General features: G+C 41.7%; 11 protein-coding genes. 3 read left to right on the top strand and 8 right to left on the bottom strand.

The genetic code is table 11. The features are described 5' to 3' along the window. The 6 genes from DFR58_RS21950 to DFR58_RS17300 form a co-directional block, all read right to left on the bottom strand. Positions 1-1400, bottom strand: a 1400-nt coding sequence (locus DFR58_RS21950; protein ID WP_170138205.1) for a hypothetical protein, incomplete at its 3' end; no start/stop codon positions are given. Between the two features lie 47 nt (positions 1401-1447). Then, positions 1448-1894 (bottom strand): phage tail protein, encoded by a 447-nt coding sequence (locus DFR58_RS17320; protein ID WP_114299118.1) that lies wholly within the window; start codon positions 1892-1894, stop codon positions 1448-1450. Between the two features lie 67 nt (positions 1895-1961). Further along, on the bottom strand, positions 1962-2120 hold the full coding sequence (locus tag DFR58_RS17315; RefSeq protein ID WP_207659270.1) for a DUF6760 family protein: 159 nt from the start codon (positions 2118-2120) through the stop codon (positions 1962-1964). A gap of 20 nt (positions 2121-2140) precedes the next feature. Further along, positions 2141-2509, bottom strand: coding sequence for a phage tail assembly protein (locus tag DFR58_RS17310; protein ID WP_114299116.1), 369 nt, complete (start codon positions 2507-2509; stop codon positions 2141-2143). Between the two features lie 92 nt (positions 2510-2601). Further along, entirely contained in the window at positions 2602-3027 is a 426-nt protein-coding gene (locus DFR58_RS17305) for a phage tail protein (RefSeq protein ID WP_114299115.1), read from the bottom strand. 85 nt (positions 3028-3112) lie between these two features. Continuing rightward, a complete protein-coding gene (locus DFR58_RS17300) occupies positions 3113-4858 on the bottom strand; it encodes a phage tail sheath family protein (RefSeq protein WP_114299114.1) in 1746 nt (581 codons plus the stop codon). A 296-nt stretch (positions 4859-5154) separates the two neighbouring features. On the opposite strand from DFR58_RS17300, the gene DFR58_RS17295 reads away from it, so the two are divergent. Next, complete coding sequence (locus DFR58_RS17295; RefSeq protein WP_147273201.1) at positions 5155-5895, top strand: LytR/AlgR family response regulator transcription factor; 741 nt, start codon at positions 5155-5157, stop codon at positions 5893-5895. Between the two features lie 58 nt (positions 5896-5953). On the opposite strand, the gene DFR58_RS17290 is transcribed toward DFR58_RS17295, so the two are convergent. Both DFR58_RS17290 and DFR58_RS17285 read right to left on the bottom strand, forming a co-directional pair. After that, positions 5954-6874: an alpha/beta fold hydrolase gene (locus DFR58_RS17290; protein ID WP_242987711.1), complete on the bottom strand. Its 921-nt coding sequence runs from the start codon at positions 6872-6874 to the stop codon at positions 5954-5956. A gap of 270 nt (positions 6875-7144) precedes the next feature. After that, positions 7145-8068: a transposase gene (locus DFR58_RS17285; RefSeq protein ID WP_114299111.1), complete on the bottom strand. Its 924-nt coding sequence runs from the start codon at positions 8066-8068 to the stop codon at positions 7145-7147. A gap of 238 nt (positions 8069-8306) precedes the next feature. On the opposite strand from DFR58_RS17285, the gene DFR58_RS17280 reads away from it, so the two are divergent. Then, positions 8307-9125, top strand: coding sequence for a MerR family transcriptional regulator (locus DFR58_RS17280; protein WP_114299110.1), 819 nt, complete (start codon positions 8307-8309; stop codon positions 9123-9125). A 95-nt stretch (positions 9126-9220) separates the two neighbouring features. Further along, positions 9221-10006: ABC transporter ATP-binding protein (locus tag DFR58_RS17275; protein ID WP_147273205.1), on the top strand; the 786-nt coding region annotated here is incomplete at its 3' end.

The following is a 10006-nucleotide window of genomic DNA, read 5'->3' as shown; positions in this document are numbered from 1 at the left end:
TCCCATGCTTCACCTGCATTATGCCGCCTTAAAAGCATTTCGTCATGCTGTGCAAATGTCCAATACTTACCCGACAATTCGTGAGTATATGAATGTCCTCGAACTTCCGGATAAGCTACGTCACTCGTCAGAGCCATGGTATCTGTCAGATCTACCGTACCCGTTAAAGCCGCGGTTTCCTTCCTATGTGGAAGCGCGCTGTACCTCTCCTCCTCTGCTTTACCTGCGTTCTTTCGCTGCGCTATTGCAGCAGAGTAACACATCCCCAGACTCACTCCGCCGATTTTTTTATAAGCGTCAAGGGTTACCAACTTACTTAAAATGCCCTTCACAAAGCCTGATTTGTTGGCAGCAACCTCACCCTGGGGTGTTATCAAATGAAGGAGCGTCCCCATTCTATTTGTAGGGAACGCCCCCCGTGGCGTTCCGACTCCGGAGCGTGCCCCAAAGCTAGTACAGTCCCCCACAAATCGGGTACGCTCCTTAAAAACAACCAAAGCCGCCTCTGCCTTTCGTATGTGTCCGGCATCGTGCCCAGCTTGGTACACTTCCCATGCTTCACCTGCGTTATGCCGCCTTAAAAGCATTTCGTCATGCTGTGCAAATGTCCAATACTTACCCGACAATTCCTGAGTATATGAATGTCCTCGAACTTCCGGGTAAGCTGCGTCACTCGTCAGAGTCATGGTATCTGTCAGATCTACCGTACCCGTTAAAGCCGCGGTTTCCTTCTTATGTGGAAGCGCGCTGTACCTCTGCTCCTCTGCTTTACCTGCGTTCCTTCGCTGCACTATTGCAGCAGAGGAACGCATCCGAAGTTTTGCTCCGCTGGTTTTGGGGTAAGCGTCAAGGGTTACCAGCTTACTTAAAATGCGCTTTACAAAGCCTGATTTGTTGGCAGCAACATCCCCCTGTGGTGTTATCAAATGAAGAAGCGTCCCCATTCTGTTCCGGTACCTGTTGTCGGTATTTTGTATTCGTGCCATATCGTTGATATAGGCTTGATGCGCAGGCATTGTTTCCCTGCCCGCAATTATTCTCTTCACACCCTCCTGTATGGCCTTTTCAATAGATGCTTCTCTTTTCAACAGGCTTGCAGGAGCAGTAAAAGCATTTATGAGCTTAACAGCCTGTCCGGGATTCCTTGGACCTGACATAAGCACATGGAGCAAAATATTTATATTGCATATGATATCACTATACTCATTGCGCACATTTTCAGAGCTTTTCTCCACCCGATATTCACGCCCCGCCTGAGAAAGCTCTAAAAAGGCCAGCTCTGCTCCGCCCCAAAAATCCCCTTGCGTAAAAGCATATAAAGAAAATATCTTTATCCCAAAGCCCGGGTCTATAATTCCCATATTCTTTTTTATGCTTCTCATATCAAGAACTGAAATCATTTTATCCCCTTCTTTGCAAGCCTTGGCACATTAAAAAACATACCCGTCTATAAGGCTGTTTTCTTTAAGTCCTCCCCTGTACTTGCCCATATACCCGAGTGTGCTATCTCGAGCGTCTCTATAAGTATGCTGTTTTGCATTGCATCGAGATCCCCAAGCTCCCATTTAAGAATAATGGGGTCACTGAAGGAATAGCTTGCCACAGCCTCACCCTTGGCATCATGGACATTAATTATACCAGGAAAGGGCAGCCTTTTGCCTACAAGAAGGGGGGTGGGATTTGATAAGATCGACGATTCACATAGTCCTCTTTCAAAAATCAACTTATGAGGAGAGCTATAAGACTTTTGCAAAATATGTACATAATCGTTAACCCCGCCTTCCTTTAAAGCCTCAACCTCTATTTCCTTTGAAATATTCCTTATTTTCGAAAAGCTCATTGAAAATTGCCCTATCCACACCGAAAATCGGTTGGCGTTAACAGGTCTGCTCATTTTGGCACCGCCCCCCCTTTTTACATATCATTCAAAGCAAATCCACCAAAGCATTAACGGTTGCCTCCTAAAAGCCTTCAAAAACGTTTTTAGGGGCATTGTTGAGCTTTTTATTAATGGTGGATATCTCACTGCACCACCGTCTTCTGTCTCTGTGAGGCATGTCCATAACCTCATTGCTGCTCCAGTGGAAATAATAGGCTATAAAGGCCATCTCCTTATACATCTGCTCCTCAGGATAAACCCTTATGCCTGACCCATAAAATTTATTTCCGTATTAAAACCATGCCCGCATTTAGGGCACACCGCACTTATATAAGGTGCCTCCATCTGGTTTATTCTCTGGTACATATCCTGTAAAAACATCAGATCGGCAGTAAACAGCTTTTCAATTACTTTAGTGTCTATAGCCCTGAGATCTCCCAGCTTTGTGACCACCCTCGAAAGAAGAATAATAGTAAGATAGCCGGGATTCTGCTGGACTCTCGGGTCCCTCATGGGAAGTATTTCATCTGCCGCCGTAGCCAGCCGCATTATTCCTTGCCTGTGAAGCGTGCCACTCTCATCAACATACCCTTTCGGTAATTCAAATGCAAATTCAGTTTCAAATGCCATAATTTATCCTCCATCAAAATATACAACTATCCAGTTTCATCTGCAGGCCGTAAAAAATACAAGCTCCGGGATAAAACTGGATATCAGCAAAACTATGCGGTACGCGTCATTCCCTCATGCGCCAGCTCCAGACTCTCAAGCGCAACCTCTGATGCCGTCGCGTTAAAATCGGGAGCAGTATACTTAGACGGCCATGCGTTAATTAACTGCCATGACGCTTTTGCTTCTCCCGCATCATCCAAAACAGTAATTGTTACTGTCTTTCTTTCAATAGTTCCTTCGCTGATGCTTTGTATCCATTCATATAACGTCATCGAATCGGTAACTCCCCATTTCAGCGTTACATTTCCGTATTTGACAAGCCCGGGCATTTTCATTGGAGTAATCACGGGAGAGTCTCCTTCTCTATACTCAACAACATCAACATTGGCATCAAATCCGCTCACTTCTGAAAATCCCGCCTGATCAATACCGTCCATTTCAAGACGGAACCTATACTTTTTATATGGGTATGCCATACGCCCATCCCCTTTCCGTTTTCAGTTGTATTTTAGCTTAAGCCTATACTTGCGCCGCATCTTACCTTCTCTAACCCTTTGCATGTTATGCCTGGGATTCATTCACCTTCTGTGTAATTCTGAATATTACAAATTCGGCAGGCTTTACAGGAGCTACCCCTATAACACAAATAAGCCTTCCGTTATCAATATCATCCTGCGTCATTGTCGTCCTGCCTATATCCACAAAAAGCGCCTCGTCCGCAGTGCTTCCCGCAAGTGCGCCATTTCTCCACAGGTTAATAAGAAATACCTCTATAGAACGCTTTACTCTTGCCCACAGCATTACATCATTAGGTTCAAACACCGCCCAATTTATATTAGCCTTGATAGACTCTTCAATGAATATGAACAGCCTTCTTACGTTTACATATTTCCAGTTTGTCTCTGAAGAGCATGTCCTTGCACCCCAAACGCGAATTCCCTGACCGGGGAATACACGGATAAGGTTGACGCCCTGCGGATTAAGAATGTCCTGCTCCCCTTTATTGTAAAGGCAGTCAAGACCTGTGGCGCCGCGTACCACCTCATTTGCCGGAGCCTTCTGAACGCCCCTGCTGGTGTCAGAACGGGCGTATATGCCTGCAACGGAAACCGAGGGAGGTATGAATGTACTCTTCTTGTCAAGAGGATCAAACACCTCAATCCATGGATGGTAAAGCGCGGCATAATTGCTGTCAAATATGTTTCTGTGCGCAATAACCTCATCCACCTTTTTCTTGTCTCTGGGTATATCAAGCACCGCAAACCGGCTGCCGAGATTTTCGCAATGTGCCACAAGCGTAAGCTGCACATTGGGATCTGTGACTCCGGGGACAGCCATAATGCTTACCAGTGAATTTTCAAGAAAGGCCTGTATTCCGCTTCTTGTGCCCGGGCCGTTGTCCACGCCTATAAACACCGAAGCATCCGCACTTGCAATCTGGCCGTTTGTGCCTCCCGCAAGAGTAATGGTTGAACTGTCTGCCGTGCCGTCCGTTATCTGCTCAAAGGGCTTGACGATTTCCGTTGCATCGGCGGCAGGTATATAGGCGGCTTCGATAAGCTCCGATTTTGCCAGCCTCTTTTCAAGGAAATTTGCTGCCACAGCATTTAGTGAAACATTCTCAAAGGTTTCGACTATATCCTCATATTTTATAACTATATTGATTTCACAGGTTGATACTGTTTTTGAGGGAAGAAGCTTCTGGTCGATAACATCAATGTCAAAATTATTTTCGAACTGTATAAAATCATCCTGTACCTTTTTAACCCTGTTAATAATGGTTTGCTGTCCGTCACTAAACGAAACGACATCTCCTTCATTAAAGCCCACGGCGTTTTTTACAATGTACCTGTTTCCTGTCAGGGCATCCTCTTTGATATCAATTATTTGTGTTTTTGCTTTTGACGCATCACTTATTATTACTCTTATTTTATTGCCCCACACTCCGGGGTTTTTAGCGGCGACGGATATGCAACCGGCAGGCTTTCCGTCGCTTCCGGCATTTGATGCGGACTTTGCGTCGGCCGGAGCAGCTCTCATGATAAAGCATCTTGCCCCCCCGTTTATAAAAAATTGTTCTACACAGATAGGAAGATACGAATAATCACCATATTCGGTCTTAGAAAGATATCCTCCGAACTTCCTCTTAAAATCAGCAAAGCTTGTTACTAATTCCGGCACACCCTTTATCGATCCCCTCTCAGCCATTCCCACAAATCCGGCTGTACTGGTGCTTACCCCTTCTATTGGCCTGCCTCCCTGATCAAATTCTTCAATATAGACTCCCGGCGATAGATATTCTGCCATATATACCCAATTCCAAGCTGTAAATCCCCACTTGAAACCAGTCGCCCCCTTTCTAATTCTTTTTTATCATTATACCTTCAAAGCAAAAATGTTCCTATAATTTTTGGATAAAGCACATTTTTTTCAAGATGAGCAGTCTGTCCGCCTAGATAAAAGGAAATAGCTCAGATATTCGACATATATACACGCACATGCTGCTATATTATTCAGAAACAGGTATTATTTAGTTGACTTAATTAAGTGCAAAGTATAAAATTAATTCATAATAAATTGTCAGTATATTGGAGCGAAATATTGTGATAAAATTTATAACTGTTGACCAAGATTCTCTGTGCTTAGAGCACCTCAAAAATGTGCTCAAAGGCTTTGATAACGTTAAACTCATAGGCAGCTATCAAAACCCTCTTCCGGCACTGAACGAGATTCAGGGTCTCAATCCCCATGTCCTTATTTCTGACATTTTAATGTCCGAAATGAACGGACTTGAATTTGCAGAAAAAGCCGCCAGCATTTTACCGAATATTTATATTGTTTTCCTTACGGAATATGATAAATTTGCATTAAAAGCCTTTGAACTTGGAGCGTTTGATTATATAATGAAGCCTGCCACGGCTAAAAGACTGAGCAAGCTTATATTGCGCGTATCTGCAAATATTAACATGAGAAAAAAGGATGATATTAAGCCTTTGCGGCCTGTCAGCAATCATTTTAAAAACTATATTACGGTAAACAAGTCGGACTCCATTGTCCTAATCAATAAGGAGGAAATTCTCTATTGCTGCGCCTCCAACAAAAAAACCCACGTTTTTGTAGAGGATGGCTGCTTTGAATGCCGTTATACATTAGAACAGCTTGAAGGAATTCTTGAACCGTTTTTTTTAAGATGCCACAGAGGATATCTGGTAAATGTCCAATTTGTGCGTGAAATTTCCCCCATGTTTAATCAGACGTATATAATCCGATTAAAAAATTCCCGTGCAGAGATTCCCGTCAGCAGAAACTACGCAATAAAAATAAGAGAATTCTTAAGCTTTTAAAGTAGAGGGGACGCTCCTTAAGTAGTATCCACTCTACTTTATCATAATTCAAAGATATTTATGCCTTTAAAAACCATTCATTTATTTCATTGCATATAGTATCCACACCCTCATCATCCAAAACCCAGTGGCCTCTTCCTTCAAGTTCCAAATACTTCTTGTTTTTTGTTCCAAGTTTTTCATATGCTTTTTTAGTGAATTTTGCAGGTGTCATTTTGTCCGCACCAGGCTGGATAACCAAGATTGGTACAATATCGAACTCCTCAAATGATATTGGCAACAACACACTTGTCATCTCAGATGCTGCTGTCAATGTCATTTTATTTCCACCTAACGGATCCTTTTTAACGAGATTATTAAATTCATCATTATCCGACAAGTTGTCATAAGATGATACACTTGATGCAGGTATACTAAAATTAGGGGCTACCTTGCTTATCCATCTTAAACTTGACTTAACTAATGAAGTAAACGGCCCATATGAAGATGATTCCTTAATTAACTCCATATCTTGAAAATCAAACAAACAATAGCAAGCCACTGCCTTCACTGGTGCGCCATGACAAACAGCGTGGTATGCAATCACTCCACCCATACTCCCTCCAGCTAAAAAAATGTCCCCATTAAATTTGTTAGCTGCATAATTGGATGTATCTATCAGATTTTTAACAAGGTCGCTCCACTTCCAATGTCCCCTTTGTCCTTTGTTATGACCGTACCCTATTAGATCAGGCAATATTACATTAAAGCCATTAGAAAACAGCCTATAGGCATATGGACAAAGTAACCTTCCGTAACCAGCCATGCCATGAGAAAACACTATGGTAGGTGCTTCAACGTCCTTAGTGAATACATCTAAATGAATTTCGCCATGAGCAGAGTCGAGCCAATCTTCTGTCATTTCCCTTTGTGAAAACTCCATTACCTTTTTGCCAAAATACTTCTCATAGTTCATAAAGTAAGTACCTTTTAAATCCACCAAATTAATAGTCCCTCCAATCTACTAAAAAACAACACATGAAAATATCTAATCCATATCACTATTCTATCTTATTTTTGCCTTGAAGGGGACGCTTCTGTTTCAACATAATAAAAGTACCTTGCTTTTACATTTTTTTGCAGATTGATTACTATATTTTAAATGTCTTAGCGTTTTAAGATTGTTTTAGGCACAACAAAAATAGACCGCTGCATCCTATGCATGGCCTATTTAGAAATCTAAACCGTCTTCAGAGCTTTACCTTAAAGCCTATCCCATTTGAATTAATGAATTGAAGGCATTGTTATACCGCATATTCTCTTTAAGCAGCTTAAATCCCTCATTTGATAGTCTTGATACGCCGCCAACCGACATATTGCCTATATACTTGCATATGCTTTTATATGTATACCCGCACAACACCCTCATTATATAAGTCACAAAAGCTCTATTACTGCTGGTTTCCCGGCTGTGCTTCCTTCTTAGGCTCTCTTCCAGTCTTTCTCCAAGAAATCGACCCACCTTTCGCATTATATCCTCAGGAGTTCTATCCCTTACAATATAGCATTTTTCACTGCTGTATACATTTTCAGTGTATGCCCTTATAATACTGTCATCCACTTCCTTCATTATGCCGGTATCTCTCATTGACTCTGTAAAAGCCCTGTATTTTTCCCGGGCTGCTTTTTTGTCCCTGCCAAAGTGGGCAAGTATAAAGCTTACGTCCACTATCTCCTCAAGGTCTTTCCTCAGGCCTGTGTATATTCCATAGGATGAATACCTGTAAAGCTCCTCTCTCCCGGCGTATTCAGGCAAATCCTTAGCGTTGTTATGGATATATGCCGACAGCGTCAGGCTGTATGTGTCGCTGTCTACTATCGAGCTCGCGAACCTGCCCTGATACAGGTGCCCATGGCGGCTGTATTTCCTGTTGAAGTACGCGACATAGGCATTGTTGAGGCAGCGCATGAATAACGATATATCATATCCGCAAGGGTCTATATAAATATGTACATGATTATCCATAAGGGCATAAGCGTATATTTTGCAGCAGTATTTGTCTTTATACCGCTTAAGCAGTGCAAGATAGTAGTCCTTATCCTCGTCGCACTGGAAAAGGTCTATCTCGCTTATGCTTCTGGACATCACATGATACATGCATTCTTCAGATTTTTTCCTTGCTGCTCTTGGCATTATACCCACCTCTTGGGCCTATTATATAATATCAGGTATAATCTGTCAAGAACAAATGTTCTAAGGTTCTGTACAGGGACATTCTTCAAAAAATCAGGAATGTCCCCCCTGACAATTATGTGTAGTATTTGTAATAAAATTATATTTGCATAAAATAAATGGGAAAGCCATTGACTCTAGCACGGTGTTATAGTTTACAATAAATACAGTTGGATTTGCTCTCAAGGAGGTTAGTTTTATGCTCAAAATCGGAGATTTTTCTGCATTATCAAAGATTAGTATTTTTATGCTTCGGCACTATAATGAAATAGGATTGCTCATTCCTGTACATATTAACCAAGCTACAGGTTACCGCTATTACAGTGAAGAACAGCTTCCTATTGCCAATCGAATACAAGCATTAAAAAGCATGGGGCTTAGTTTGCCTATTATTAAGGATATTTTATCGGAGTACAATAATGAGGATAGCCTAAAACGGTATTTAAGGCTTCAAGCCTCTCAAAAAAAAGAAGAGATTGAGACAATGCAAAAGCAGCTACTGTTGCTTCAAACAACTATAAAGGGTCTTGATAAGAGCTGGTATCTTTCCAGATTTAGCATCGCGGTTAAGGAACTTCCCGAAAGAAATGTGATAAGCTATCGCAGTACAATTTCCGCGTACGATCAGGAGGGTGCTTTATGGAAGAAACTGTCGGAGGAAATTGAGAAACAAAATCTTCAGTTTGCTAATCCCAGTTACAACATTGCAATTTTTCATAATGAAGGATTTGTAGAACACCAAATTGATGTAGAAGTCCAGCGCGCCGTTGTAGGAAAATATAAAAGCACAGGTATCGTAAAATCCAAAAGTGTTCCCGCCATTACCGCCGCAACATTGACTTACAAGGGCGGGTATATTCAACTCAGCCAAGCAAACGAAGCAATTGCAAATTGGATTTCAGAAAACGGTTACGAGCTTGATGGCCCCATCTTTAATATTTACCACGTTTCCCCTGAAACTGAGCCCGATCCGGACAATCTGATTACAGAAGTATGTTTTCCAATTAGAAATAAGTAAATATTCCTCTTTTTATCATAATTTTTTCTATGCCTATTGACTCTAGCATTGTACGATACTGTACGCTTAGAACAAAGAGAAAAGGAGGTATGGATTTGGAAGCAATTTTAGTTACCAATCTATCAAAACAATATGCAAGCGGTAAAAAGGCACTTGACAATTTAAGCCTTTCTGTTTCAACGGGAGAGATATTTTCCTTGTTAGGGCCAAACGGGGCTGGTAAATCAACATTAATTAATATCCTGACTACGTTTTTAAAGCCTACAAGCGGACGGGTATCGATTCTAGGCCATGATGTACACACGGAGCAGAATTCTATTCGAGCCAATATTTCCTGCGTTGCTCAAAAGGTATCCATTGACAATCACTTGTCCCTACGAGAAAACATGCTGTTTCAGAGCCGACTTTACAAGTTGGACAGCATGACAGCTAATAAGCGCATGGAGATTCTCATTGCTACATTTGGCTTAAAAAAATATGAAAAGCACAAGGTAACTGCATATTCTGGCGGTATAAAGCGGCGTTTGGATGTTGCCATGAGTATGATGTCATATCCTAAAATTCTATTTTTGGACGAACCAACTGTTGGAATGGATATTGAATCACGAAAAGCCATGTGGGAAGTCGTTAAAACAATTAAAACGGAGTTTGGCACAACCATTTTTTTGACAACTCATTACTTAGATGAAGCGGAAATGCTAAGTGATACGGTATGCATTATGGATAACGGACATGAACTAGTACAGGATACGCCTGAACACTTGCGCGAACATACACACAAAAATATTGTTCGTATTAATTTGGATAATCCCAAAAGGCCGCAGGAATTAATAACGCAGATATCATCTCTGCCATTTATCAAAGGAATACGGCAAGAGCAA

The sequence above is a fragment of the Anaerobacterium chartisolvens genome (assembly GCF_003337415.1).
In the GTDB taxonomy this organism is placed as follows: domain Bacteria; phylum Bacillota; class Clostridia; order Acetivibrionales; family DSM-27016; genus Anaerobacterium; species Anaerobacterium chartisolvens.
Note: the sequence above shows the minus strand (reverse complement) of the source record. Positions and strands in the feature narration are given on the sequence as shown.